This window comes from Paenibacillus sp. J22P143, from assembly GCF_059692035.1.
The window spans coordinates 686,791-711,668 of the sequence record NZ_JCAUAQ010000002.1; the positions used below are offsets into that span (position 1 = coordinate 686,791).

30 protein-coding genes and 1 riboswitch are annotated in these 24,878 nt (G+C 46.3%); of the genes, 15 read left to right on the forward strand and 15 right to left on the reverse strand.

Going from position 1 to position 24,878, the window contains the following annotated elements:
• Positions 1–59: 59 nt before the first annotated feature.
• Positions 60–695, reverse strand: a complete 636-nt coding sequence (locus AC58PQ_RS06690) for a bifunctional 4-hydroxy-2-oxoglutarate aldolase/2-dehydro-3-deoxy-phosphogluconate aldolase (protein ID WP_497241173.1) — start codon at positions 693–695, stop codon at positions 60–62.
• Between the two features lie 179 nt (positions 696–874).
• On the opposite strand from AC58PQ_RS06690, the gene AC58PQ_RS06695 reads away from it, so the two are divergent.
• Both AC58PQ_RS06695 and AC58PQ_RS06700 read left to right on the forward strand, forming a co-directional pair.
• Positions 875–1,321, forward strand: a complete 447-nt coding sequence (locus AC58PQ_RS06695; RefSeq protein ID WP_497241174.1) for a DUF948 domain-containing protein — start codon at positions 875–877, stop codon at positions 1,319–1,321.
• 14 nt (positions 1,322–1,335) lie between these two features.
• A complete protein-coding gene (locus tag AC58PQ_RS06700; RefSeq protein ID WP_497241175.1) occupies positions 1,336–1,701 on the forward strand; it encodes a YtxH domain-containing protein in 366 nt (121 codons plus the stop codon).
• A gap of 56 nt (positions 1,702–1,757) precedes the next feature.
• Here AC58PQ_RS06700 and AC58PQ_RS06705 read toward each other — a convergent pair whose 3' ends face one another.
• Positions 1,758–2,879 carry a phosphodiester glycosidase family protein gene (locus AC58PQ_RS06705; RefSeq protein WP_497241176.1) on the reverse strand — a complete coding sequence of 374 codons (1,122 nt, stop codon included), beginning with the start codon at positions 2,877–2,879 and terminating at the stop codon, positions 1,758–1,760.
• Between the two features lie 116 nt (positions 2,880–2,995).
• A complete protein-coding gene (locus tag AC58PQ_RS06710) occupies positions 2,996–3,658 on the reverse strand; it encodes a helix-turn-helix domain-containing protein (protein ID WP_497241177.1) in 663 nt (220 codons plus the stop codon).
• Positions 3,659–3,864: 206 nt separating this feature from the next.
• Here AC58PQ_RS06710 and AC58PQ_RS06715 point away from each other — a divergent pair, with 206 nt between their 5' ends.
• The 5 genes from AC58PQ_RS06715 (at position 3,865) to AC58PQ_RS06735 (ending at position 7,664) form a co-directional block, all read left to right on the forward strand.
• Positions 3,865–4,284 carry a disulfide oxidoreductase gene (locus AC58PQ_RS06715; RefSeq protein WP_497241178.1) on the forward strand — a complete coding sequence of 140 codons (420 nt, stop codon included), beginning with the start codon at positions 3,865–3,867 and terminating at the stop codon, positions 4,282–4,284.
• Positions 4,285–4,373: 89 nt separating this feature from the next.
• Positions 4,374–5,366, forward strand: coding sequence for a polysaccharide deacetylase family protein (locus AC58PQ_RS06720; protein ID WP_497241179.1), 993 nt, complete (start codon positions 4,374–4,376; stop codon positions 5,364–5,366).
• A gap of 111 nt (positions 5,367–5,477) precedes the next feature.
• Positions 5,478–6,287: a glutamate racemase gene (gene racE / locus AC58PQ_RS06725; RefSeq protein ID WP_497241180.1), complete on the forward strand. Its 810-nt coding sequence runs from the start codon at positions 5,478–5,480 to the stop codon at positions 6,285–6,287.
• 127 nt (positions 6,288–6,414) lie between these two features.
• Positions 6,415–7,290, forward strand: a complete 876-nt coding sequence (locus tag AC58PQ_RS06730; RefSeq protein ID WP_497241181.1) for a M14 family metallopeptidase — start codon at positions 6,415–6,417, stop codon at positions 7,288–7,290.
• A 161-nt stretch (positions 7,291–7,451) separates the two neighbouring features.
• Positions 7,452–7,664 carry a hypothetical protein gene (locus AC58PQ_RS06735; protein WP_497241182.1) on the forward strand — a complete coding sequence of 71 codons (213 nt, stop codon included), beginning with the start codon at positions 7,452–7,454 and terminating at the stop codon, positions 7,662–7,664.
• Between the two features lie 585 nt (positions 7,665–8,249).
• Here the strand turns inward: AC58PQ_RS06735 and AC58PQ_RS06740 are convergent.
• The gene (locus tag AC58PQ_RS06740; RefSeq protein WP_497241183.1) at positions 8,250–8,417 is read right to left on the reverse strand and encodes a hypothetical protein; all 168 of its coding nucleotides are present in this window, start codon (positions 8,415–8,417) and stop codon (positions 8,250–8,252) included.
• A 263-nt stretch (positions 8,418–8,680) separates the two neighbouring features.
• A complete protein-coding gene (locus tag AC58PQ_RS06745) occupies positions 8,681–10,924 on the reverse strand; it encodes an FAD-dependent oxidoreductase (RefSeq protein WP_497241184.1) in 2,244 nt (747 codons plus the stop codon).
• Between the two features lie 263 nt (positions 10,925–11,187).
• Between AC58PQ_RS06745 and AC58PQ_RS06750 the strand changes: the two genes are divergently transcribed.
• On the forward strand, positions 11,188–11,361 hold the full coding sequence (locus tag AC58PQ_RS06750) for a hypothetical protein (RefSeq protein WP_497241185.1): 174 nt from the start codon (positions 11,188–11,190) through the stop codon (positions 11,359–11,361).
• Positions 11,362–11,493: 132 nt separating this feature from the next.
• Here the strand turns inward: AC58PQ_RS06750 and ytvI are convergent, their stop codons facing one another.
• Genes ytvI through AC58PQ_RS06765 form a run of 3 tightly spaced genes read right to left on the reverse strand, consistent with a single transcriptional unit; the run spans position 11,494 to position 13,769 of the window.
• Positions 11,494–12,606 (reverse strand): sporulation integral membrane protein YtvI, encoded by a 1,113-nt coding sequence (ytvI, locus tag AC58PQ_RS06755; protein WP_497241186.1) that lies wholly within the window; start codon positions 12,604–12,606, stop codon positions 11,494–11,496.
• Positions 12,607–12,625: 19 nt separating this feature from the next.
• A complete protein-coding gene (gene map, locus AC58PQ_RS06760; protein ID WP_497241187.1) occupies positions 12,626–13,372 on the reverse strand; it encodes a type I methionyl aminopeptidase in 747 nt (248 codons plus the stop codon).
• 37 nt (positions 13,373–13,409) lie between these two features.
• Positions 13,410–13,769 carry a winged helix-turn-helix transcriptional regulator gene (locus AC58PQ_RS06765; RefSeq protein WP_497241188.1) on the reverse strand — a complete coding sequence of 120 codons (360 nt, stop codon included), beginning with the start codon at positions 13,767–13,769 and terminating at the stop codon, positions 13,410–13,412.
• A 214-nt stretch (positions 13,770–13,983) separates the two neighbouring features.
• On the opposite strand from AC58PQ_RS06765, the gene AC58PQ_RS06770 reads away from it, so the two are divergent.
• Positions 13,984–14,286 carry an iron-sulfur cluster assembly accessory protein gene (locus tag AC58PQ_RS06770; RefSeq protein ID WP_497241189.1) on the forward strand — a complete coding sequence of 101 codons (303 nt, stop codon included), beginning with the start codon at positions 13,984–13,986 and terminating at the stop codon, positions 14,284–14,286.
• A complete protein-coding gene (locus AC58PQ_RS06775; protein ID WP_028556521.1) occupies positions 14,286–14,507 on the forward strand; it encodes a YuzB family protein in 222 nt (73 codons plus the stop codon). The genes AC58PQ_RS06770 and AC58PQ_RS06775 overlap by 1 nt, the downstream gene beginning before the upstream one ends.
• A gap of 56 nt (positions 14,508–14,563) precedes the next feature.
• On the opposite strand, the gene AC58PQ_RS06780 is transcribed toward AC58PQ_RS06775, so the two are convergent.
• Both AC58PQ_RS06780 and AC58PQ_RS06785 read right to left on the reverse strand, forming a co-directional pair.
• A complete protein-coding gene (locus AC58PQ_RS06780) occupies positions 14,564–15,058 on the reverse strand; it encodes a glutathione peroxidase (protein ID WP_497241190.1) in 495 nt (164 codons plus the stop codon).
• Positions 15,059–15,128: 70 nt separating this feature from the next.
• Positions 15,129–16,019: a TIGR01777 family oxidoreductase gene (locus AC58PQ_RS06785; RefSeq protein WP_497241191.1), complete on the reverse strand. Its 891-nt coding sequence runs from the start codon at positions 16,017–16,019 to the stop codon at positions 15,129–15,131.
• Between the two features lie 192 nt (positions 16,020–16,211).
• Between AC58PQ_RS06785 and AC58PQ_RS06790 the strand changes: the two genes are divergently transcribed.
• From AC58PQ_RS06790 to AC58PQ_RS06805, 4 genes are all read left to right on the forward strand, one after another.
• A complete protein-coding gene (locus AC58PQ_RS06790; protein ID WP_497241192.1) occupies positions 16,212–17,435 on the forward strand; it encodes an MDR family MFS transporter in 1,224 nt (407 codons plus the stop codon).
• Positions 17,436–17,554: 119 nt separating this feature from the next.
• A riboswitch (cyclic di-GMP riboswitch) is annotated at positions 17,555–17,648 on the forward strand.
• A gap of 118 nt (positions 17,649–17,766) precedes the next feature.
• Positions 17,767–18,072: a hypothetical protein gene (locus AC58PQ_RS06795; RefSeq protein WP_497241193.1), complete on the forward strand. Its 306-nt coding sequence runs from the start codon at positions 17,767–17,769 to the stop codon at positions 18,070–18,072.
• Between the two features lie 39 nt (positions 18,073–18,111).
• The gene (gloA2, locus tag AC58PQ_RS06800) at positions 18,112–18,477 is read left to right on the forward strand and encodes an SMU1112c/YaeR family gloxylase I-like metalloprotein (RefSeq protein WP_497241194.1); all 366 of its coding nucleotides are present in this window, start codon (positions 18,112–18,114) and stop codon (positions 18,475–18,477) included.
• Complete coding sequence (locus AC58PQ_RS06805) at positions 18,467–18,598, forward strand: hypothetical protein (RefSeq protein ID WP_497241195.1); 132 nt, start codon at positions 18,467–18,469, stop codon at positions 18,596–18,598. Before gloA2 ends, AC58PQ_RS06805 begins: the two co-directional genes overlap by 11 nt.
• Before the next feature lie 124 nt (positions 18,599–18,722).
• Here the strand turns inward: AC58PQ_RS06805 and AC58PQ_RS06810 are convergent, their stop codons facing one another.
• From AC58PQ_RS06810 to AC58PQ_RS06825, 4 genes are all read right to left on the reverse strand, one after another.
• Entirely contained in the window at positions 18,723–19,826 is a 1,104-nt protein-coding gene (locus AC58PQ_RS06810; protein WP_497241196.1) for a Ger(x)C family spore germination protein, read from the reverse strand.
• Positions 19,823–20,923 carry a GerAB/ArcD/ProY family transporter gene (locus AC58PQ_RS06815; protein WP_497241197.1) on the reverse strand — a complete coding sequence of 367 codons (1,101 nt, stop codon included), beginning with the start codon at positions 20,921–20,923 and terminating at the stop codon, positions 19,823–19,825. Before AC58PQ_RS06815 ends, AC58PQ_RS06810 begins: the two co-directional genes overlap by 4 nt.
• A complete protein-coding gene (locus AC58PQ_RS06820) occupies positions 20,920–22,359 on the reverse strand; it encodes a spore germination protein (RefSeq protein WP_497241198.1) in 1,440 nt (479 codons plus the stop codon). The genes AC58PQ_RS06815 and AC58PQ_RS06820 overlap by 4 nt, the downstream gene beginning before the upstream one ends.
• Positions 22,360–22,555: 196 nt before the next feature.
• Positions 22,556–23,704 (reverse strand): THUMP domain-containing class I SAM-dependent RNA methyltransferase, encoded by a 1,149-nt coding sequence (locus AC58PQ_RS06825; RefSeq protein WP_497241199.1) that lies wholly within the window; start codon positions 23,702–23,704, stop codon positions 22,556–22,558.
• 136 nt (positions 23,705–23,840) lie between these two features.
• Between AC58PQ_RS06825 and AC58PQ_RS06830 the strand changes: the two genes are divergently transcribed.
• Positions 23,841–24,476, forward strand: coding sequence for an O-methyltransferase (locus tag AC58PQ_RS06830; protein ID WP_497241200.1), 636 nt, complete (start codon positions 23,841–23,843; stop codon positions 24,474–24,476).
• Between the two features lie 73 nt (positions 24,477–24,549).
• Here AC58PQ_RS06830 and AC58PQ_RS06835 read toward each other — a convergent pair whose 3' ends face one another.
• Positions 24,550–24,768, reverse strand: a complete 219-nt coding sequence (locus AC58PQ_RS06835) for a hypothetical protein (protein ID WP_497241201.1) — start codon at positions 24,766–24,768, stop codon at positions 24,550–24,552.
• Positions 24,769–24,878 lie beyond the last annotated feature (110 nt).

A 24,878-nucleotide genomic window follows, 5' to 3' on the forward strand; every position in this document is an offset into this window, starting at 1 on the left:
TACGCAATCGCAAAACAAAAACGGAGTCGCGATCATTCGCGAACTCCGTTTTTTATGACCTAACCTCGCGATGCCGCGAGCAACTGAACCGCCTTGTCCGTAATCCAGCTGAAATTACCGGCTGCAATTTCCTTCAAGTTAATCAATGAGCCGCCAATGCCCAAGCCATAGCAGCCGATGCTCAGAAATTGTTTGATATTACCCTCCGTTACTCCACCAACTGCCATCATAGGGATCTTGTCCAAAGGTCCCATTAATTCCTTGATATAGGGCAAGCCTAAGCTTGCGCTAGGGAATATTTTAACGGCAGTTGCCCCAGCTTTCCAAGCTTTCACAACTTCGGTTGGTGTCATCGCACCAGGGAAGATCGGAATGCCTTCTTGCCGCGCCCAAGTAATAACCTCTTCATCCAAGTTTGGTGTGACGAGGAAGGCAGCTCCAGCGAGAATAGCTTGTTTGGCATCCTCCAGATCGAGCACAGTGCCGGCTCCGATGAACATGCGATCTCCCCATTGCTTCTGGAGGTTACCGATCATGGTCAGCGCGCCAGGTGTGTTTAAAGTCACTTCCATGACAGTGACGCCGCCTTGGTGAAGTGCTTCAGCAACAGAGAGAATGTGCGCCTCCTGTACGCCGCGGACGATCGCCATAATACGAGTACGTTCAATTTCCTGTAGTCCTTGTTCTCGGTTCATCACTTAATTCCCCCAACTCATATCCATGTATTTGTTGTTCATTATGACAGGTTCCAGAAATTTTTCCAGTACGTTTGTGTCAAAACAAGCCCGACCTACCTATACTGTAGTAATTCATAGGCATTCGTCTAGAAGCCTCATCAACCCTCACAGCTTTCAGCTCACAGGAGGTGCCCCTAATGACATGGAGTGAGATCAGTATCGTCAGCTTGGCTGTTGCATGTCTAGTGCTCATTGTGTTTACCGTTCGTATGTTCATTACGGCTACACGAACGCTTCGCCTGTTAGGGGATACGGTTGTTGAAGTTAAACAGCAGATTAGCCATACTACAGAACAAGCGGAGAATCTAATGAAGCAATTAGGGCAGCTTACGGAAGAGGTACATTTGCAACTCCTTGCCTTGGAGCCAAGTATCCAATCGGTTGAAAAGGCAGGGATAGCTGCCCAGGAAGTCGCTTCCACACTGCGCAAGGCCTCACGTATGATGAACGATTCCTTACATGGTGCGGAAAAGGTCGTTCATACGCACCAGAAGCGTATCCATGACGTCATGGAATGGGCAACGACAGGGTATGAGCTATGGCAGAGATGGCAGGCGCATCGGAGTGCGAAATCAGATCAATAAGGAGTGGATATCACATGTCCAATGGAAAAAAAGGGAAAGATCTTCTCGTCGGTGCAGTCGTAGGCGGTTTAGTTGGAGCTGCAGCAGCTTTGCTGTTCGCACCGAAATCCGGTCGTGAGCTACGCAGTGACATTGCAGAGGGAGCGACTGTGGTTAGCGATAAAACAGTTCAACTAGCAAGTGCAGTTAGCCAAAAAACGCAAGCAGCTGCCAAAACAGTGAGTTCCACGACAACGGATCTTGTTGGTAAAGTCAAAGATACGACAGCTAGTGTTGTTGAGACAGTTCGCTCTTGGAAGGATTCGCAATCAGGCGATGAAGTCCTAGATGATATCGCAGCATCGGAAGCTGCAGAAGACTTGGTCATCGTAGGCCGCTAGTACGTAAAAAATAAGCAGAGTGCTCCTCACAAGGAGCACTCTGCTTATTTGCCTAATCACCATTTGGATGGATCAATTTTACTGATATCTAGACCTTCCCAAACATTCTTAATGACTGCCGTTTCAGGAGAATCGAAGAGCAGCCAAGCGGTGGGGAGGTATCTTTCGCCGTATTCACTCGAAGGTTTATTGATAATGGCATTATTGTGGACAAGCACCGTTGATGCGCCCCCATCTAGGTTCGCCGCGGTGATTGCACCGTGAGCTAAGAAAATTTCCTGAATATCATATAGCGTTGCGCCAATGCTGTGTGTTTGTCTGCCATCGATGATGGCAAACAGAATGGAGCCATCTTTGGTTTGAGCCATGCATGTGCGCGGAGCAATGCCCCAGCCATCGGCTTGACTTTTAACTTGCCCAACACCGTTTACGATGAACCGAGGGCTGAAGGAAACGGCTTCCTGAACACCCATTTCAAGCAGCTCAGATACTTTGTACTTCCCTGAAATCATTCGGCCTTGTTTATCGATCCCGACGATCTGCACCGTACCGTTCATGCCCTTGTCGTTGTAAAAGATTTTGCCTCCGGAGATGACTACGCCCTCAGGCTGAAAGCCGTTGCCCTCCCAATTCGGGTCGATAAATCCGCCGCCATTAACACCAAGGATTGCACCGGTACGTTTGACCATCGAGGAAACTTTCTCCCCTTTACCGACTTTCTCGGGTACAGCAATGCGAAGCTTGGTAGGGTCTGAAATGATAACGAGCTTGCCTTTGAAGTTCGGGCCCGAAATGTTTTCAATCGTTACTAACTCTTTCTTGCTTTGGACAGCAGCAGGTTCTAGGGATGGCTGTGGAGCGATTTCAACGAGTCCGCGATCCTTTTCGGTTCCCATTTCGTCAAAGCGCTTCGAATACGCAGCTACACGTTTCTGTAACTCGCTCGAACCAATTAAATACTTTGCCCAATCCCGATGCTGGGTTGTGATGATCGTATCTGCCATCATGAAGCGCAGGCTCGAGCCAGAGGAAGACAGGAAAAACCAGCCTAAACCTAAGGTTGAGAGTATGGTGATACTTAGAATTGTATACATCAAAAAACGAAATCCCGCAGAGCGTTTGTGTTTAAGGATCGCTTGCCTAGTTGTCTGTCGGGTGGTTGTTTGTTGAACAGCCATGGTTAGGCATCTATCCTCTCTACCACTAATCAAACCATATAGTCATCTTATAAGACGAAAAGAAAGGAGAATAAGTTTCAGATTTCCCTGAAATTTTCTCCTTTTTTGTGAAAATATTAGTTTTGACTTTGGATGGATCGAAGCCTAGAGTCCGTCATCCGGTTTGTATCATAGTGAAATTCGAGGTCGTTACCTGAATGTTTGGCCACACTGCGAACGATGAGAGCATGGTATTTCTTTTGACGAACAGCCGCAATGGTCACACATAGACTCACACCAAGTGGGTCAAAATAAAGCTTACCTTCTTTGGCATCATACTTCTTCACATGAGACAAATTGATAAATACATCCGTATCCATTTTCTTGAACCCTTGTTCTTCTAACTGATCTAGGAAATGACTGAAATCCAATAGTGACTGCATAGGAATCTTGCGCTTACCGATCTGCGTATGATAGGTCATTTCGGTGGAACCAATTTCTATAAAAAGAATGTCTGTAAGAGGAAGAGTCAAGGGTGTAGTCTGACTATCCTGGTTTTCTTTTTCAAGATATCCAGCTTTCTCCATGAGATCTGTATATGAGAATTTATAGGCGTCCGACAATTTCTTTAAAGTGACAGGGGATGGTTTGATCTTTTCATTCGTTGAACGATTGCGCTCTAATTCCAGATCTCGAATATAGGCATGGGAAAGTCCACTCTTGTTTGCTGCTTCTCGCAAGGACATTTTCCCTCGCAAGCTCTCCAAAAATTTACCGAATCCTTCAAATTGCTTCATCATAGGAATCCCTCCATATGTTAATTGTAATTGAATTAGCTCAAAATAGAAACAATGCAGTACTTAATGGTACTAAATACCTGAATGGTGAGCGGACTTGTTATATGATTCGTAAGCCATATACGATTTTAGTAGGTCGAGAGAATCAATCCCGTGACTTCTTTCTTCTATTTTTTTATAATAGGGAAATAGAAGGGGAGGATATCTTTATGTCAAAAAAATGGCTGCGAGACAACGGCATGCATCTATCTTGGTTAGTTGCATTAATTGCCACGCTAGGAAGCTTATATTTTTCTGAAATCATGCATTTCGCACCTTGTAAACTATGCTGGTATCAGCGCATACTTATGTATCCTTTAGTGGTTATTCTGGGAATAGCTGCAGTACGCAGAGATTACAAATTGACGATTTATGTGCTGCCGTTAACGATTTGGGGCGCATGCATTTCGATCTACCACATTTTATTACAAGTAGGTGTATTCAAAGAAACAGGTACAGGCTGCGGTCCGATTGCTTGTGATACCGATTACTTAAACTGGCTCGGTTTTATTACAATTCCGATGCTAGCTGGGACAGCGTTCATCCTGATTACCATTTTACAATTCTTAACCTATCGAGCTACAAAATAACCCCCATGAATCTATGGTTAGGCAGGTAATTTGTCAATCACTGTCGAATAGAATGGATGAAGAATTCATTCCTACCCGAGGTGTAACTCATGACAAAACGTACCCATAAAGCTGCACTGCTGATCATACTGAGCGTCACTTTGGTCGGTTGTGCAGACATAAGCCTGACGGGCCCAGCCAATAATGAACCAGCTTCCACAGGAGTGCCTTCATCTTCCCCTAAATCAACTCAAACACCTTCACCTACCCAAGCAACTACGCCATCGCCAACGCCGACACCCAAACCAACGATAACACCGACCCCAAGCGCATCACCAGCTACGCCGACGCCTAGTGTTACACCCAAGGCTGCTGTCACAACGGACGCTTCCAAATCCAAAACATTGCCAGCGGATCGGACACCGTATTCTTGGTACTATATGAAGAAAAAAACAGGTCAGGTTCCTGATTTCCCGAAAGAAACCAAATCTTTTACCAATGACCAAAAAGCGGTCTGGGTTGGGACCGGGAAAAAGGTTTATTTAACGATCGACGCAGGAGGACCTTTAATCGAGGTTGATCTCATGCTCAAATCGCTCAAAGAAAATAATGTCAAAGCTAATTTCTTTATCACAGGAAACAACATCAAGAAGAACCCAGACTATTTGAAAAGAATCGTGGCAGACGGTCATTTTGTAGCTAATCATACGATGACTCATACGGATTTTAATGAGTTGTCCGACGATCAGATTCGTAAGGAAATAACGGATTTTGAAGTTGTATATAAGCAAATTACAGGAAAAGACGTCGGACATTACTTCCGGTTTCCCTATGGTCACTATAATCCGCATAATCTAAGCTTAGTCTCTGGGATGGGCTATACTTCTGTCTTCTGGTCTACGGCTATGCGTGACTGGGAGCCCCGAGCAAATGGCGCGGAGGATCCCTACAACGATATTATGAATAATTTGCATGAGGGTAATGTGATTTTGATGCATCAGGGGTCTATTGAGAACATGCAGGCGCTTGATCGGATTTGTAAAGAAATCAAAAAGAGAGGCTATGAATTCGGCGTTATGACGGAGCTTCAGCCTACAAAGTAAAGAAGATTTGCTCTAAATCTGTGTAGTACTCTTGGTACCTTTAAGCTTGTCCTCACATATCCTAACCATGTGGTTTATGAATTCATCAACCGGCAAAGGAAGCGGATATGTGTGCAGCAAGCGATAGCCGTACTGGACTCCGGAGTCGGAGGATTAACTGTTGTAAAAGAAGTGATGAGACAGCTGCCGCATGAAAAAGTCATCTATTTTGGAGATACGGCCAGGAGTCCATACGGACCCCGACCTGCGAATGAAGTTCGTCATTTTACTCGTCAAATCGTTGATTACTTACTTCAGTTTAATCCCAAAATGATTGTGATTGCTTGTAATACGGCGACTGCTGTCGCGATTGAAGACATTCGTGCGCGTGTCTCGATTCCTGTTATAGGTGTGATTTCACCGGGGGCTAGAGCCGCAATCAAAATGACGCGAAGCGGTGTAGTCGGTGTCATAGGCACGGATGGAACGATACGCAGTCAAGCATATGAAACAGCATTAAAGCAGATTTCGCCGGACATCCGTGTCTATAGTGAGGCTTGTCCGTTACTGGCTCCATTTGTTGAAAGAGGGCTCTTTAGCAGCGATCGTGCGTATTCTGTCGTGGAAGATTCATTGAGACCCTTGAAAGGGAAGCCGATCGATTGCTTAATCTTGGGTTGTACCCATTATCCTTTTCTTATGGAATCCATTTCTCGGGTTATGGGTCCGGACGTTGCTTTGATCTCTTCGGCCGAAGAGACCGCTAGAGATATAAGCACGATCCTGTATCAGAGGGGAATGCAAACGAATTCCCAAGTAATGCCGATCCATCAGTTTTTCTGCAGTGGCACGCCTACTGTTTTCCGGCAGATTGCGGAGAACTGGCTCAAAGAATATATTGCCTTTATTCCTGTAGTGTGGCAGGTACCTACTATTAATTAAGCGATGCAAATAGACCCTTAAGGGTCTATTTTTATTTAAGGGGCTGTAACTGAGATACCGCATGATTCCTGCAACCTAGGCATAAGCATAGCCATACGAAAGTAGTAAATGGCTGTGAGGTGGTCGTGTGTTAGGTTATGGTTATGAGACATTGGGTAACGAGTTGAATCGTTTAGGCAAAATATATCCCTTTTTGCAAATCGCGTGTATCGGCGAAAGTGTGATGGGAAGGGACATACATGCGCTGCGAATCGGTCATGGTTCAAAGGAAATCCATTTCAATGCGGCGATGCATGCGAATGAATGGATAACCTCTCCGCTGCTCATGCAATTTGTTGAAGATTTAGCTTGTTCCTATGCAAGAGGGACGGCTTGGCAGGGGCGTAATGTAAGGCGTATTTTGTCAGAATACTCACTATGGGTCGTGCCCATGGTCAATCCAGATGGCGTCGAGCTTGTCTTACACGGACTGCCTGAGGAACATCCGCATCGTGAAGCGTTAGTGGCATGGAATGGCGGTTCCTTATCTTTTTTGAATTGGAAGGCGAATATTCGAGGCGTGGATCTTAATGATCAATTCCCGGCACACTGGGAAGAAGAGAAGCTGAGAAGAGAACATGAGGGACCTGGCGAGCGTGATTATGGCGGAGAAGCTCCGTTATCTGAACCAGAAGCTGCGGCGTTAGCTCATTTTACCGAGAACCATGCTTTCGAGCTCGTCGTTGCGCTACATACACAAGGCAGAGAGATCTATTGGAATTATCGAGACTATGAACCTGCAGAGTCCGAAGCACTTGCTGAGCGATTGGCCTTAGCCAGTGATTACGAGGCCGTGAAGCTTTCCGGCAGTGATGCGGGGTACAAGGATTGGTTCATTCAACAATTTCGGCGACCAGGCTTTACTGTCGAGGTTGGTTTAGGTGTAAATCCACTGCCTGTAGAAACATTTGCTTCACTTTATGAGGAAATCGTTCCTATTCTTTTGACAGCCTTGGAATTGTGAGAGTGAGGAGTAGGGAAAGCATAAGCGTATAACGAAAGGTGCATTGAAACAAGAACATGAGGGGCCGTAGACAAGTTACGTCAACTTGCGTGTGCTCGCCACGAACCGATTAGCCCAGACTTCATATACTGAAGTAAGGAAGCTGTTGGGGAGGCGTGAATATGGCACCACCTAAAGGTAAAGGCAAGGTTGTTAAGAAGAAAAAGGAACTTTCATCCCGTGCTCAATACACGATGAGGATGGTTGAATCAGCCACGTGCTCGGTGTGCAAAACGCCTTGCGCAAGGGGAATGCGCTATGTGGAAATGATGTCGCAGCCTGGGGCTGTCGGCAGAGGTGTTCCGTGTATATTGACACGGAGGAAAATCAACTAAAGATGGTCCGCCCCTTGTTGTGGGGGCGGATTTTTTGTGCTTGCGCACCTTTAAGGCACTTAAAGAGCCGCCTGAGCGTTCTCGCGCAGCTGTAACGCCACAAAAAGGCGTTACAGTCCCAAGTAGCGGCCATAGGAGGCTAAAGCGCAGCCTGTAAGGCCCGAAAAGGGCATTAAAGAGCCGCCTGAGCGTTCTCGCGCAGCTGTAACGCCCCAAAAAGGCGTTACAATCCCAGGCAGCGGCCCTGGGAGGCTAAAGCGCAGCCTGTAAGGCCCGAAAAGGGCATTAAAGAGCCGCCTGAGCGTTCTCGCGCAGCTGTAACGCCCCAAAAAGGCTACAATCCCAGGCAGCGGCCCTAGGAGGCTAAAGCGCAGCCTGTAAGGCCCGAAAAGGGCCTTACAGAGCCGGCGTCTCGACTTCGCGCAGCTGTAACGCCCCAAAAAGGCGTTACAGTCCCTCTCTAAGCCCTGACAGGAGCAACTCGCCTGCCGTACTATATCCGCATCTCACCGCGAGATCCCACCTAATCACCACAATAAATAAAAAGCCCCGCGATCTGCCTCACGGGGCCAATATCTGTATGAATTAATGGTGGGGTGTGAGCAACTTATCTGCTAAGGATTGTTTAAGCTTCTTGATTGCATCGGTTTCCAATTTTTGGTTTTGAGTGAACTTCGCGCCAGTTAGTGCAAGCGCTTCCTTGACCGTCATTTCAACACGAATAATTTCTTCGCCATGCGGAATTTGTAACATTTTCATCACTCCTATGTCAGCTTTTAAAAGCGAAAACATTGATTCTACGCACTTTTAATATAACACATCATGTCAGGTTAAGCAAGAGCAATTTGGGCCTATTTTTCAAATAATTGGGAATGCTTGTCCATGCGAATTGACATCTCCACCACCTACTAAAGCCAGTACCCAACATTGTTCACTACCTATAATCATGTGCAAAAAGAACCGATATCAACCACATTTCACGTGGCCATATCGATTCTTCTCTTTGCCGCACTATTTTAACGATAACAACGCAATTCCACGATTTCGGCATGCGGAGAGCCATTCGTAGACGCAACAACGACACGCAGACGGCTAGTTGATACGGGGCTGTCAAACACATGAACTTGATGCCGTTTATGATTGCCCAGCACCTCAGCAACCGTTGACCACGCTTCTCCAACCCACACTTGCAGCATGTAATCTCTAACTAATTCAGGAATGATTTCGAATTCGGTGCGATGGTGATGCAAATTAATTAAATCCTCGTTGACGTCATCATTGAACGTCACATGCACTTGCCCAATGCTTTGAGCCTTAGACCAGCTAGCCTCTAGCCATTCATCCGTACTAAGTCCCGCGGACGACCATAGATGCGGACTGCCATAAGGCCGCTTATATCCGTCTGCTGCTTTCTCAGCCGCATAGGCGGAAGTAGGCGAAAGGAGTCGGAAGCAGATCGGCTTCCGAATAAAGCCCCTCTGAGTCCAATCAATCACCGGCTGATGATGATGCATATCCCCGAAGTCTGCAGTATCCCCAGCAGTGGCATTATACTTGAAGAATAGCACGCCAGATTGCGGACGATCCGACACATGAACGGAGAGTGCCGGGTTGCTTTTAAGAATGATGAAAGCGTTCTGTGCATATGCGGGCTCCCATTTCAGCGAAGCCGTGACCCATTGCTCATCCCCTGCGCCTACAGGTACCACGACTTTCGTTACGAGCGTATGCGGGACGTAATTCTGAGGCTTGCCTGTGTGCCACAACTCGACAGTAAGCTCTGTCGCAGCGCTGGCATCTACTAACACCTCTATGCCGTCAATAAACGGATCTACAGGCACGAGAAGCGCTACATGCGTCTCCAACGGATAAACTCCCGCCGATTGCTCCAATGCAAGCTCTGACAGCGTGCTGGAGGCTGTCAGAGTCGCGCTGCGCACGAGGTCGGCCTCGTCGGTATTCGCCACGCCGAGAATCGACGCATCCTGCCGCAGCAGCGTCTGCTGCAGCTCGCTCAAGTGCTGGCTGTGCAGCTCACGCGGTGAAATGCCCTTCGCTGCGCAAAGCGCTGCGCCAGTACCCGCGGCTTCGCCAATGACCGCACATGTCGCCATGACACGTGTTGTACCGAAAGCAACGTGGGACGCGCTGATATTGCGTCCACCCATGAGCATATTCGACACGTTGGTCGAATAGAGAGAGCGGAACGGAATATGGTAGGAACCATCCATATGCATATGCTTGGAGCCACTGGCAGTCGAATACATGCCTTGAGGCGGATGCAAGTCAATCGACCAGCCGCCGAAAGCGACGCGGTCCTCGAACAGCTCCTGTGCAATCACATCATTTTGATTCAGCACGTAATCCCCAACGAAACGGCGATATTCCCTTTTCCCTGGTATCGATCCAATCCATTCCAGTGTTAAATTGGCGCTGTCAAATTTCCCTGAGTTTTTGATATAGTCCCAAATGCCATAGATAACCGAGGAGAGCTCATCCCGAATTCGCTCATTATCATGGACCGTGTCATGCTCACCGCCCCATTCAATCCACCAGTAAGCGCATCCATTATCGCCGCTGCGAATGACTCGCTTCATAGGAATGGAGGTTTGTGTAATATCTTTAGCAAAGCTTGGCGCTATATATTTGACCGGACGGCCAGCATCCTTGGTATAGAAGAGCAGCGTGCTTCCGAGCGTGATATCATCCGGTACGAGCGGCGCCCATTCTTCATTAAATTCGTCTTGTGCTTCGCGACCGATACGGAACTTAGCACCTGCAAGGAAGCCAACTAAGCCATCACCCGTGCAATCAAGGAAAATACGACTCTCAAAACGAATCCTCCGTTCAGAGCCCATCATCCAACCTGTGACCGCTTGAATGGTACGGTTATTTTCATCACCTGAAGCATCGACCTCATGTACATCGGTGTTCAGGAACAACGTAATATTCGGCTCGGCCTTCACCTTCTCAAGCACAACCAAATCCCAGATATAGGGGTTGCCGTCGATATTTCGATATTGATTCTCTACGAAAAGTTCACCCATGATACCGGTTTCTCGCGCATTGCGATGGACACCATGCGAGGTAGCACCGCACACCCATACACGTATTTCACTGCTTGCATTTCCGCCAAGAACAGGGCGGTTTTGGACCAGAGAGACCGTCTGACCTAATCGTGCTGCAGCAACAGCTGCACAAATGCCTGCCAAGCCTCCGCCAACGACGGTGATATCGGATGTAACGATTTCATGCCTCATTTATGAGCACCTCACTAGTAATAATATCTCTACCATGCATTTTAAATGAGTTCATATCCATTTAACATGCAGTGAGTTACAATGAGCATATACTTTATTTCATTCCATGGAGCGTGGAAGAATGACCTATCGCGATCCCGCCTTGAAGCTTTTATTCCATGTGATTGGCACCAGAAAGAAGAATGCTGAATGATCTCTTTCGAATAGTTCATATGGACAGGAATATCCAACAGAGACAGCCAGCGAACATAATGGATGAGAAAATGGACCAAGCGAGGAGCTTCCTCACCGAGCATGCTTTTGAAACTCATCTTTCGATGTTGGATTTGGCCATTTCACTAAGACTTACGCCAGTTCAGTTGACCCGCAGGTTTCGGAGAGCCTTGGCTCAAACACCAACGCCTCCCAATGCGGGTATGAAAATGGCTTTTATTTGAGCCGTGTGTTCACGCAAAAAAATCGGCATGGCGCCTTCCATTTATCGGAGCATGCACCGAGTTTAGTCCTGTCTGTACAGTAAAAAGCCCCCAGTTCTTCAATTGAAGACTGGGGGCTCTTTGCATGAAATGCTAATCGCCGGTATACGGCAGCTTTCCTTCTGAATATTCGTTCTCAGGCTTTCGAATCCAGCGTTGTAAATATCCTTGCGTATGTAAGGCTTTGATCAGAATGATCAGAACTGGCGAGAGGATGACCCCTGCCACACCAAAGAGAGATAGCGATACAATCATGAATGCTAAGGTAGTGAACGCCGATACACCCAAGGATTCACCCGTGATTTTGGGCTCCATAATTTGCCTAACAAGAATAACGACAAGGAGCAATGCGCTAAGCCAAATCGCTAATGTTGTATTGCCGACGATGAATAGGTAGATAATCCACGGAATGAATAAGGTGGAAACACCTAGCAAAGGAAGTACATCGAAGAAAGCAGACAAAAGTGCGATAGAGAATGCGTTATTCACATTAAGCACTAGCAAGGCAATAAAAACAACGATGAAGGTCAAGGTAATGAGCTTGGCTTGCGCTTTTACGTAAGACACAAGCCCCTTCACGACATTCTCTTTAAGGAAAAAGAAAGCAGATTTGAAGGTGTTTGGTGTTTGCTCACTTGCTAGACGTTTCCAAGATTCAATTTCGATGCTTAAGAAGTATGCGAGAATGATGCCGACGATGAAATTGAACATGAACGTGGAGAAGGAGGTCAGGGAAGCGACCAAACCGGATAAAAAGGCAACAAGGAAAGTAGAAGCTTTTCCAGCAAATTGACCCGCATAATCTTTGGCTTTGCCAGTCACATCGTCAGGCATGGCTTGGAAGCGATCATTTAATTCCGCAATCCGATGAATGACCTGGTCATTAAAAACCGCTGCATAGTCATCGATTTTATCGACAAGACTCATGATCTGGCTGGTAAAAATGACAACTGCCCCGGCCAATGCGCCTAGGATGATCAAGACGAAAACCAAGGTGGAAATTGCGGAAGCCAATGATTTGCTCATGCCTTTGCGATTCAAGAAGCGAGCCAGAGGCTCAATCATCATGAAAATAATCAAAGCCAGAAAGATTGGCGTGGCGATTGCGTACAAATAACTGAATAACAGCATGAATAAATAGACGGTTAATGCGATGAGCCCTATGTCAAATACCGTTCGCCAATATTTCTTGTAAAAAGAAAGCATCCCTGTTCCTCCAGATCGGTTATTGTTCAGTTAGAATAATCGGTCCATTGCTTGTAATCGCAATCGTATGCTCGTATTGTGCAGATAAGCTGCCGTCATACGTTCTAGCTGTCCAACCATCTTGGTCGACCTTGGAATGATATTTACCCACATTCAGCATCGGTTCAATCGTGAACACCATGCCTTCCTTAATGCGCGGCCCTTTGCCAGCAGGTCCATAATGAGGCACTTGCGGCTCTTCGTGCATGTCGGAGCCAATCCCATGCCCGATGAAATCTCTGACTACGGAGAAGCCTTGCGACTCGGCATACACTTGAATGGCATGAGAGACATCCCCGATGCGGTTGCCGATTACTGCTTTTTCAATGCCTTTATAAAGTGATTCCTTCGTTACTTGAAGCAGCTTTTCAGCGACAGGAGAAATGTTGCCAACTGCGTAAGACCAAGCGGAGTCAGCTAACCAGCCATCGATGCGAACGACCATGTCAATGGTTACAATATCACCATCATTCAGAGGCTCTTTTTTCGGGAAGCCGTGACAAATGACGTCATTCACCGATGCACAGGTTGCATAAGGATAGCCATGATAGCCTTTTTGCTCAGGAGTTGCACCATGTTTAGCAAGAAAGCCTTCTACGAATTGATCGATTTCCCACGAAGTAATGCCTGGGCGAATCAGCTTCGCAATTTCTTTATGACAATCGGCAAGGATGCGGCCTGCTTTCCCCATCGCTTCAATTTGTTCTTTTGTTTTGATCGTAATCATCAAGATCCTCTCCTCTACAAGTATCCTTAAATTGTCATTATGTCCATTTTGCTGACCAAAGCTTCATCTCTTTAATAATTTGATGCAGATCCTGACCTTTTGGTGTCAACGTATACTCGACCGTTACAGGAACTGTTGGGAACGCCATGCGCTCCAAAACCCCATGTTCTTCAAGATGGCGCAAAATATCCGTGAGGGATTTTGGGCTGATGCCCGTAATTTGACGCTGGAGCTCTCCGAAACGCTTCGTTCCACAGAACAATTCACGAAGGACAAGAAATGCCCATTTACCGCCAATGACTTCCAGTGTTCGTTCGATTGAACATTCGATTTCTTTGGGATTTTTGGGAACATAGTTGCTGAGTGGAGCTACTTTTTCATTTTCAAGCGTTGACATGAGATCGCTTCCTTTCATCAAAGTCATAAAGGATACTTACTTAAAGGTAAGTAAGTTAACATTTTGTAATAAGGGAGTATTAGTCACACTACTATGTATTTTAAAGTTCCTTATGGAATTTGGCAATAGAAGGGCAGAATAGGACAAGGTTGATTTCGTGCCGTAGATTCTTTACAATAGAATTAAAATTTATTGTTTCAGGAGATGTGTACATATGAAAGTCAAAATTTCTCGTAATGCAGCAAAGGTACTTCAATTGGAGCTTAATAAAGAAGAAAACAAAAATTTGTTGGTTCGTGTGCAAGTGACGCATAAGCATGGTGATCATGCTCACTATGGTTTGGGTCTTGATGATAAATCAGCCAATGATATCGTGGTCAACACGGATAAAGGAATTGATGTTTTGTTGGATCAAACGGAGCCGCTTCTAGACGGTATTCGAATTGACTACTTCTACACACCAGAAGAAGGCTTCATGATTACTAACCCAAGCAAGGGGAACCACGGAGACCACTAATGCGGAATGATATACGCATTTGTGATAAATGCAAACACATGAAGGTGAAATCGGCACTTGCCAAAATAAGTGCCATTGCACCGGACACGGAAGTCAAAGTTGCGTGCAAGTCGTATTGCGGTCCATGTTCGCGGTTCGCATTTATCTTTATTAATGGCCGATACATTACGGGCGCAACGGAAGACGAAGCTATTGAAAAAGCGAAGAAATATGTGAAATGAATAAAAAGCATCCGTCCGAATTAGTAGGACAGGATGCTTTTTCATTTACGCTGAACTTAAGAATGAACGGGTGATTTTTCCAACAGTTTTTGAATTTGTCGTTCAATTTTGCGAGGTGTCGTCGTTGGAGAGAAACGTTTGATCACATTCCCGTTGCCATCCACTAGAAATTTGGTGAAATTCCATTTGATGCCGGACCCGAATAGGCCAGATGCCTTACTCTTCAAATAACGATACAACGGATGGGCATCCGCGCCATTCACATCGACCTTGGCGAATAACGGGAAATTAACGCCGAAATTAAGTTGGCATGCTTGTTCAACCTGTTTATTATCGCCAGGTTCCTGATCTCTGAATTGATTGCAGGGAAAGCCTAGGACACTAAAACCTTGATCTTTGTAGGTGTCGTGTAGTTCTTGAAGCCCTTTGAACTGTGGAGCTAATCCGCATTGTGTCGCGGTATTTACAATGAGTAGGACCTGATTTTTGTATTCACCAAGTGATTTCTCTTCACCGCGAATGTTCTTTACTTGAAATTGATGAACGCTCATAGGGGCACAACCTTCCGTCACTAGTATTTCGCGCAATTTAATTGTACACAATTTTAATGAGGATGAAAAGCTATTTTTTCAACAGATTGTCAAGAGCGCCTGCTAGTAAAGGAAAACGCCACACAAATCCATGCTGCTGCAGGACACGAGGTATCACCTTCTGACCTTCCAGAAGCAGAACAGAAAGTTCTCCAAAAATCAGCTTCATCATGAAAGCGGGAACTGGAAATAGATTTGGTCTTCGCAGAGCTTTCGCAATCGCGCGTCCCAAATCTTGATTAGTAACGGGATTTGGAGCCGTGGCATTCACGGGACCGATTATCGCGTCATTTTGCACACAGAAATCGATCAATCTCACCATGTCATCAATATGTATCCACGAATGCCATTGCCTGCCGCTGCCAACGGTGCCGCCTACGCCAAGCTTATAGGGGAGTGCCATCTTGGGAAATGCACCTTCTTTATTATCCAACACAAGTCCAACTCGAACCTTCACGACCCGTGTACCTTGGATAAGATCAGCAGCTGCCTCCCACTGTTTGACTACGTCAGCTAAGAAGTCTGTATTTCGATAAGGACTGTTCTCGTCAAAGGTGTCCGTCTCGGAGATGCCGTAATAAGACATACCAGAAGCATTCACAACAACCTTAGGCTTAGGATCTAACTTCGCAACAAGCTTGGCTACACGCTCCGCTGCCTGCAAGCGGGATTGAACAATCCGCGTCTTGGCCGCGGCTGTCCAACGCTGACTAACGGATTCACCAGCCAAATTCACAATGGCATCAAGTCCTTCAAGGAGTTCAGCATTGTTCTCCAACTCGTCCCATGTTAATGTTCGGATACCATGAACCTGCTTCGAGGAAGAGCGTGATATATTAATGAGTTCATGACCTTGTCCCAACCAGAACGAAATTAATCGTTTTCCAATAAACCCGCTGCCGCCTGTGATCGCTATTTTCATCTCAAGCACCTCCATATCGCCATTATAAAACCTCCACCCAATAAATACCATCTGAGAGAAGGCGTATATGAAAAGGTAAAGTTCCTAGTTCGAAAATACGACACAATCCACCCATTTCATGTATAATTGGAATTCGGCGTCTATTAATTAACCGTAGGGCAATTCTGTTGTCAGCGAGAGGAGTCATCGTATATGAATCGTATCCGTCATTTTTTTCAATCCTATCATCCAATCGTACATACGCTTATCTTAGGAACAGTCATGGCTCGGGCTGCGTCTTCTATGAGTTTACCGTTTCTCGCGATCTATTTGGCTAAGCACTCAACTATGAGTCCTGGACTTATTGGTATCGTAATTGGCATGGGTGCTTTGGCAGGCACATTCGGCGGGTTTGTTGGCGGCACGTTGTCAGACCGATTCGGACGGCGCGTGATTATGCTCGCGGCTCTCTTCGGATGGGGATTCGTATTCCTTGGCTTCGGAGTTGTCAAATTACCGGTCTTATTTATGCTGCTGGGTATGCTAAATGGACTTTGTCGTTCTTTCTATGAGCCTGTGTCTCAAGCCTTAATGGCCGATTTAACAGAGCCGTCCAAACGGTTACAGGTATTTTCACTCCGGTATATGGCGATTAACGTTGGTGTGGCTGTAGGCCCTTTGCTGGGGGCGTTCTTTGCGACATTGAATGGATCCTTGCCATTCCTGCTCACAGGTATCATCTATTTAATCTACGGTGTGACGCTTTACGCACTGCTCATTAAGTTCGGCATTAAGAAAATCGAAGGTGAGAAGAAAGCACTCGTTACTTTTAGTTCGGCATTAAGCGTCATTCGTAAGGATGTCACCTTCCGATTGTACATTATCGGCGGAATTATCGGAGCCATCGGATATTCGCAGGTTATGGTCACATTATCACAGTACCTTCAAAGGGATTTTGCTGATGGGGTCAAAATGTTTGCGATTCTCATGAGCGCCAATGCCATTGTCGTCATTGCGATGCAGATACCGCTGGGGAAATGGGCTGAAAAGTATTCACCTTTAACCGCCATCGTTGTTGGAAACTTGATGTTCGCTTTAGGCGATATCGGATTTGCCTTTTCGCATTCGCTCACATGGCTCATTATATCGATGGGAATTTTCACTTTTGGTGAAATTCTGAATTATCCTGCCGCGAACATGTTGATTGATAAGCTTGCCCCGGAACAAATGCGTGGAACGTATTATGGCGCTCAAACGCTAACGAACATCGGACATTTTATGGGGCCATGGATTGGCGGATTTTTATTGGTATCTTATGGTGGTAGTACGCTGTTTCTCGTGATTGCTATGTTATCCTTGGTGGGTTCCATTTTCTATTGGAGAGGCACAATACGTCAAAAAACGGTGAAAATATCGTCGAAAATGCAAACATTTTGATGAATTTCGTAAAATTAGTTCCTATGAACTATTCGAATTCAAATCGCCATCCCTTATCCTTGAGAGTATAGGATGTATCGTTTCATTCACGGCTTCAACTAAAAAGATTCTGCACGCCATCTCGACAAAGGCAAAGCTGGCGAAAGCCAGTGACGCAAAGCTACAGGGGCCTTACTTCTCCTGCAAAGGACAAGCAGCCAGCCAGCCGCCGAACGATTGGGAATTCACATCAGAACCCCTCTAGTCGGTTCACTACGGTGGGTTTTTTTCTCTGTCATAGCGAAACAAAAAAACAAATCTCAACAATTTGCACAAAGGAGACCCTAGCGGCATGAAATCGAACAATCAATTGCAAGAGGAACAGAAAGCAACCTCGTTATGCGGTAACCATGTTGCACGTTTGGTGCCATCCACGGATGGACCTAAGCTCATGATAAACCGAGAAGAATATGCATTAAAGGAAGCCTGTTGGGATGTCGAAATGTTCCACGGAAGAAATAATAGCATTCTCATTTTCTACTGGAAAGGTGAAGTAAAGCTTTCTGTGAAAATGCCACCGATGGCTCAGATCGAAGGCTTTTTAACAAGACTATTTCAATGTTTATCATCCAAATTAAGAGCGGTTCAGCCTATCTAGGTGAATCGTTCTTTTTTGTTGTTGTTCGAGATTTTCTAATTGTCACTAGGTCGTTATGAGCGCTCGAAGCATTTTTATGTTCATTTACTTGGACTCACGGTCATTCATGAAACCTATCGCGCCGAAAGAGACTCGTATAAATTGGATTTGCGTATTGGGCATACGGAGCAAGAAATAGAATTGTTCTCGTTTCCGAATCCACCTTTACGTGTGAATCAACCAGAGGCGCGGGGCTTACGACATTTGGCCTTCGTTGTTGCTGATATGGATCAAAGTGTTCAAGAGCTGGAAAGTAAGGGAATCGCGGTTGAACCTGTGCGAGTGGATCCAATCACAGGGAATCGCTACACGTTTTTTGCTGATCCTGATGGGTTGCCGTTGGAGTTGGTGGAATATGTGGAATAATGGACGTAACCAGAAGACCGAAGAGGAACCCAAGTTAGCGATGCCCAAAGGGTGCCTCTGGAGCGTTCTACTGTCTATCCCCTTGTGGGCGCTGCTGATTGATGTCATTTGGAAACAATAAATCCCTCAAAGTGCTCGGTCTGTCTGCTGCTGAATAGCAAAGAGATGAGTGGCATTTGTGAGGGATTTTGTTTGTTTAGGTGAGCTATACGTAGCTAAATACGGTACGTAGTGGTACTTCAGTGTTAGTCCAATACGCCGGAGTTAAGAATTCGAATTTTAACGTCTGGCTTAATCGTGATCTTCGGATACTGCTCGCGCCACCAGTCCTTGCCTTTAAACTGCTTCGGATGATAGGCAGCAAACTCATGCCCAAGCTGCAAGATATCGCAATTGCTCTTTTGCAAGGTTGCAATCACGTTAGATATCCTCGCAGTTAGATCAACTGTAATTTCCTTCTCCAACTCTATAAGCATAGGTTTCGTGTGTTTTTTTAATTCAAGCCCAGCCTCGATCAATTTAAGATCTAGTTGTAACGAGATGTTAATTTGGCTAAGACCGTCGTGATTAGAGATAATCTGGAAATCTCGTTTGGCATGCTTGATCACAGTCATATAATTTTTTTCACCAATTTTACCAGAGAGCGACTCGGAATTGCCTAGAACGCCATACATTAGAACGGTCAGCTGGGTATCTTCAGGATTCAGGTTGACGCCTGTATACGTCCCGTCTTTAAACAAACCGGTACCTGCAAGACGAGCACCGTTCCCATAAGGTTCGAATCGGTTAAGTGCGAAGTCGTTCATGAATCGTTCTCCCCCGAGTATATATTCGAGTAATTGGTTTGAAGGGATTTTTCCTCTTTTTATCTCACCATCCAATAAGCCAACTAAAAAATCCGCTGGAGTCAGATCTTCTTTAAGTTTTTTCGTAGCCAGCAGCTTGGAAAGATCGCCGTCATACATCGCTAGATAGCCATATAACGGATTGGCTCTAAATTGACCAGTAATATTCAGATAGTTCAGCGGCTGATCTTTGGCAAATCGGGTGCTGATTAGAAACAACCTGGTCTCCAATACATGAAGAGCTCCAGGCATTTCCTTGTTTGTATTATTTACGGCGTCATAGAGGTTTTCGCCTTTTGACGCAAGGTATAAATTATTCGAGGTGCCTCCGCCTTGAGAAACATTCTTAAGCGAGGAAATAACAAAGCTTACCTTGAGCTGTTTGCCGTCACCATCGTAATCGAGCCCGATAATGTCGGCAAATAGCATCTCCTTTAGTTGAAGCTGATCCCAGCATCCTGTTAGCAGCAGGCAAATGATTAGTGCTGTAATTACTCTCTTCATATCTCGCTCCTCCCAGTGCCTCGTAGTCCAGAAATCAAGAGCAGAACGACTGGTAGAACGACGATCAATATGATAGAAATGACGTCCTGAATCGAGCCATACCGCAAAATGGATAAACGCTCCTCTACAAAGAAACTTCCAATGAAACAAACACATACAATTGCCCATACCCAAACATGCTGCTTGCCCAGACCTTGACTGCGTATATGCAGCAATGCTTTAACAGCCATAAAGAAATAGACATAGATCGTTGCCGATACTATGCATGCGTAGAAGATTAGGAACAAGGTATCAATACTCTGTAAGATGTCAATCTTATAGTTCTTTAGAATAAAAATGATTGGCTCTGGAATAACGGAGAGCTGTTCCAAGCTGAACTTCATAGAGCAGATCAGGCAGACCACAACATAGAATATGGTCGTGCTGCCGTTCGCCAGCAACATTGTAAAAAGCAGCTTCTTTTTGCTTGAGGTCTGCACGTACGGGTAGGCATAAAGGAGCAGATCATAGCCTACATAAGCGCTAAATGCAAAATATACTCCCTTCAAAACCGGTAACCAGCCGTCAGGCAAAACTGGCAACAAATTTTTGATGTCAAGTCCATAGACTCCGCTTATAACGATAAGCAAAAAACTAATGTAGGCGAATAACATAAAGGTTTGCGATACATGAGCTAGCTGCTTTAGTGATGACGTTGCCGCATAGCCGCACACGACAAGAAGCATAAGAGTGATTATCGATTTAGGCGTGTCCACAAACAGCCATCTTCTTAATAGGTCGGCATAAAGCAATGTCAACAGGAGCCCTGAAAGGCCGTAATAGCATGCATATACCATATTGATGCAAGATCCAATCGGTTTGCCGAGAATAAGCGGGATATAGGCAAAGAAGTTACGCGCCGGATATCGGCTGCCTAGCCACCAAATCAGCACGATGCCTACTTCTGCGACCAGTCCGCTTAGCAATACCGCGATCCAAGTATCATGACCGGCTTTTCCAACCAATGCATGGGGGAGGGATATGACTTCGGTTCCGAGTTGGGCCATGATCACGAGCGAGATCAGCTGTCTTCCAGTGATAGTTTCTTCCTTCCTCAACGCTTCCAACTCCTTGGATTCCGTATCCTTGTTCGATTGCTTGGCGCCGTATCTCCCGGCCGCTTGGTCAGGCACCAAAGCGGAGCACGAAACAGCGTATCCTTCATATCACTTAAGGAGAAGGGCGGTGTATAGTATGGGAGTCCCATCGTAGTCATTTGGCATAAGTGTATACAAAGCATCATGAAGAAGAAGGTAAGGCCAAACAAGCCGAATAACGCGGAAAGTAGGAGCGCAGGATAGCTTAACAGGCGAACCGCGGTGCTCATCTCGTACGATGGCAGGACGAAGGAGGCCAATCCCGTTAAAGCGGCTACGATAACCATGGTATTGGACACCAAATTGGCTTGGACGACCACCGTCCCGATGACAATACCGCCAACTACGCCAATTGTTTGGGCGACGGGACTAGACAGCCGAATCGTAGCTTCTCTTAAAACTTCAAGCATGAGCATCATCGCAAGCGCCTCTAAGACCGGAGGAAAAGTAACGTATTTTAGTGAGCTCTGCAACGTATTAACGAAATTAATCGGCAGCAGGTTTGGATTAAAGGAACTGACCCCCACATACAGGGCAGGCGCGGCAAGCGTTATTAAAAAGCTGCAGATTCGTAATAGCCGAAAGAAAGTGCCTATCAGCCAACTGACTTGGTAATCATCAGGACTTTGGAAAAAAGACCAGAATGTTACTGGCAGGATGAGCATGTCTGGTGAACCTGCTGTTCCAATGACGACTTTCCCTTCCATTAGATAGGCACGAGCGCGGTCAGGTCGTTCTGAAATGAGCAATTGTGGAAACAGGCTGAATTTCTTCTCCTGAATCAGCTCAGTGATAAATCCCGGTGCCTCGACGTAATCAATGTCAATGCTCGTGAGTCTTCTTTCCACCTCCGAAATTATTGCCGTATTCGCAATCGACTTGATGTACATGACAGCCACCTTCGTCCGCGAGAGCCGCCCAATCGTATACGTTTTTATAACGAACTCCGTTGAGTTGATTATCTTTCGCATCAGATTAAGATTGGTATCCAAATTTTCAATGAACGCGTCGTGCGAACCGCGTAAAACCCGCTCATTGGTCGGAATATTGATGGAGCGTTCTTTCTTTAAATCCACCCCGAGTAGGTAAAGCCTGCTATTCCCGTCTTGATACAGAACGATTTTCCCGTACAAAATGGCCTGAACCGCGTCCTCCAGTTGCTCGGTTTCCGCATAGTCTAGAATCGTCACAGCATCGCGGATTGCGTCCTGCGGACGGAGTAGCATCGGCTTTAGAATAAAATCTTGAACGAGAGAGGGATCGATCAATGTGTCGAAATAAAACAGTCTATATGCCGTTCCCCCAATGAGCAACTGTTTGGATTGAAAGTCGCTTTGTTCGGAGAAAAGCTGGTTGAAATATTGTTCTATCTCTTCAATGGATTGACTTGTTTTCACATGAGTTCCCTCCTTACGTAACCTATTCCTTACTTTTACCCAAGAATTCCAAAAATATGTAAAGGTAATGGGGGAGGGAGAACGAAGTTCCAGATAAAGAGTCTTAAGACTGGGTTAATTAAATGACTTCGTGAAATAAAAAAATCCCCTCAGCAGATTTGTGATCTGCTAGGGGGATTTTTAGTTATAATGACCATTATCTATCTTGTCTTCGCGGCGGCAACGGACCAAGGTATTGGAACAAATTACATTCGATCCGTCCGTTGAACAGCTTACGCTTCTTGTCGGCACGACGGTTCATATAATGCTCGAGCTGGGTGCTCGGGCTTAGGATGAACAGACTCCACGACGGCATCGGCCGTGTTAATGCACCGAGCTCGCGCAGCGCCAGCTCGACATCCGGTGCTTCACCAAGTCGCTCGCCGTACGGCGGGTTGGTGATCAAGCAGCCATAGTCGCCGCGCGGCCGCGCTTTGGCGATCGGCTCGACCTTCAGCTGGAACTGCTTCGTCAGTCCAGCTGCCTTAGCGGCCGCCTCTGCCACTTCGATGGCAGCAGGGTCGATATCGCTGCCGACGATGTGCAGCGGCACGTTGTCTTTCACCGCGTCGAAGGCTTCGTCGCGGGCCTTGTCCCACAGCTTGCGGGGAATGTTCCCCCAAGCTTCACTAGGGAAGCTGCGCCGCAGGCCTGGCGCGATGTTCCAGCCGATCATCGCAGCTTCGATCGGGATGGTCCCCGACCCGCAGAACGGGTCGTAGAGCGGTCGATCTACGTTCCATCGGCTCAGTAGGATCAGTGCTGCCGCCATAGTTTCCTTTAGCGGCGCTTCGGTCACGAGCTTACGGTAGCCGCGTTTGTGCAGGCTGGGACCGGTTGTGTCGATCGTAAGTGTCGCGATATCGTTCAGGAGCGCGACTTCGATCACGTAGCGTGCCCCGTTTTCGGGGAACCACTCGGTGCCGTATCGTTGCTTCAGCTTCTCAACGACAGCTTTCTTGGCGATCCCTTGGCAAGCGGGAACGCTGGATAACTGTGACTTATGGGAACGCCCCTCAACAGGGAATTCGGCATCGTTCGGGATCCAGTCTGGCCAAGCGAGAGCTTTGGTGCCTTCGAATAGTTCATCGAAGGTTGTTGCTTTGAATTGCCCCATCAGCACGAGGACGCGATCTGCCGTACGCAACCAAAGATTGGTGCGACAGATGGCCAATTCGTCACCAAAGAAACGGACACGTCCATTCTCGACGGTCAATTCCTCATAGCCGAGATCACGGATTTCACGGGCAACGATAGCCTCAAGTCCCATTGGGCAAGTGGCGATTAGTTCAATTTTTTGTGGCATAGGTATAGTCCTTCCATCCGGGTTGTACAACGCTCAGAAAACTCATACAATTAACAAGTATAGGACAAATAGGTTACACTTACAAACAGGGATTACAAAGTACATACGATTTTTAAGAATTTAGGAGGACAAATACATGGAAACGATCACAGCGGAAAACTATATGGAAGGTTTATATGAAGAAGATGCCGTACTCACACGGGTGAAGGAAGTCATTGTGGCCAAGAATATGCCCGAGATCTCCATCGCGCCAGGTTATGGCAGATTGTTAACCATGATGGTCACCATGATTGGCGCGAAGCGGGTTTTGGAGATTGGCGCGTTAGGCGGATACAGCGGAATTTGCTTGGCGAGAGGGTTAAAAGAGGGCGGCAAGCTCATTTCTCTGGAGCTGAAACAAGATTTCGCAGATGTGGCGAAGCAGAACGTGACCGACGCCGGTCTTGGTGAATTCGTTGAGTATCGTATTGGCGAAGCGATAGATCACTTGAACGAACTGTTGGAGCAGGGAGAGCGCTTCGATTTCTTCTTCATTGATGCGGATAAGGTGAATTATCCGAACTATTTGGAGCTGGCGATCAAGCTGGCGAATCCGGGTGCGATCATAGCTGGTGACAATACGTTGATGCGTGGTAAAGTCGTCGATGAGCAGCAAACTAAGGCTTCAGTTCAAGCTATGCGATTATTTAATCAGCGGATCGCAACGGATGCAAGGTTGGAAAGCACGATTCTCCCAGCGTATGATGGGTTGGCATTGGCACGTGTGAAATAGTGCATGTGATAGAAAGCGCGATTGACACAAAAGAGCGATGGGCTGATAGGCAGCACATCGCTCTTTGTTCATATTAGGATGCTTTTTCCTTCGTATGTAAATCTGAATCGATCTTTTTCGTTTCTTGAATTTGTGGTGAAATCTGTGTGATTGGAACCTGCGGCTGTTTGCTGGGGGCAAGGTGGGTCGTTTGTTGTTTCTTGAAGCTCATTGTATTAAGGCCAGTCCAATAGATAAACAAACACTCAGAACAAACGATGATCAGTATGATTTTACGCCAGTTTAGCTTCATCCAGATAATCCTCACTTTCCATCTTACACCTATATTAGCATGAAGTGGAATTAATTCCCATAAGTTTTTTTATCCAATGGTAAAATCATTCCAAATTCACTTCGCCTAGC